Below are 1201 nucleotides of genomic sequence, written 5' to 3'. Positions count from 1 at the left end.
TGTTCAGCCCGGGGACATAGCTGACGGGTGTTCGGGGAGATGGTTGACACTTCAAAATCGGCTCGATTCGTCAAGCAGAGGGGCGAGCGATGCCGTGGCGAGAGGTGTCTGTCATGGACCAGCGACGAGAGTTTGTGATGCTTGCCAAGCAGGAAGGGGCGAACCGGCGGGAGCTGTGTCGGCGGTTCGGCATCAGCCCTCAGACGGGCTACAAATGGATCCAGCGGCATGACGCTGGGGACACGGCGCTGGCGGATCGGTCGCGGCGGCCTCATCGAAGTCCGGAGCGCACCGCGGCTGCGACCGAGCAGCAGATTGTCGCATTGCGCGATGCTCACCCGGCCTGGGGCGCGCGCAAGCTCGCACGGTGTCTTGAGCGTGATGGTCAAGCTGTCCCGGCGATATCTACCGTGCACACCATCCTGCGCCGCTACGATCGAGTGGTCGAGCCTGCAGGCGCGCCCGGACAGCCCTACACGCGGTTCGAGAAGGATGCGCCCAATCAGCTGTGGCAGATGGACTTCAAGGGGCACAGTGCGCTGGAGAACGGTGTGTCCTGTCATCCGCTGACAGCGTTGGACGATCACTCCCGCTTCTCGTTGTGCCTGGCGGCTTGTGACAACGAGCGCGGCTCTACGGTCAAAGGACATTTGGAGACGACGTTCCGCCGTTATGGACTGCCGGATGCGATGTTCGTCGACAATGGTGGCCCCTGGGGATTTACCCTCGAAGACCCCTGGACCGCGTTGACGGTCTGGCTTCTGAAGCTCGGCGTTCGAACGATCCACAGCCGGCCCTACCATCCTCAGAGCCGCGGCAAGAACGAACGCTTCCACCGCAGTCTGAAGGCCGAGGTGTTTGCCTTCAGGCGCTACCGTGATCTTCCCGATGTCCAGCGGGCACTCGACGGATGGCGCTCCGTCTACAATCTCGACCGGCCGCACGAGGCCTTGAACTTCGACGTGCCGGCAAGCCGCTATCAACCGAGCCAACGTGCGATGCCAGACCGGCTTCCGATCGTCGAATACGACGAGGGTGAGAGCATCCGTTCCGTGTCGAGCACGAAGGCCTACGTCAGTTTCGAGGGGCGGCTCTGGAAAGTCCCGCAAGCCTTCCGAGGTGAGCGGCTGGCTATCCGGCCACTCAGTGCCGACGGAAAGTTCGGAATTTTCTTTGCCGCACATCAGATCGCAGCGATTGA

Annotated in this window: 1 protein-coding gene; it reads left to right on the top strand. The window is 62.4% G+C overall.

What is annotated here, in order from left to right; genetic code table 11:
• Positions 1–89: 89 nt before the first annotated feature.
• Positions 90–1201 (top strand): IS481 family transposase (locus tag QW863_RS35960; protein WP_409978014.1); only part of this gene is annotated, 1112 nt, incomplete at its 3' end.

The organism is Bradyrhizobium sp. SZCCHNR1017 (genome assembly GCF_032381375.1).
Taxonomy (GTDB): domain Bacteria; phylum Pseudomonadota; class Alphaproteobacteria; order Rhizobiales; family Xanthobacteraceae; genus Bradyrhizobium.
Note: the sequence above shows the minus strand (reverse complement) of the source record. Positions and strands in the feature narration are given on the sequence as shown.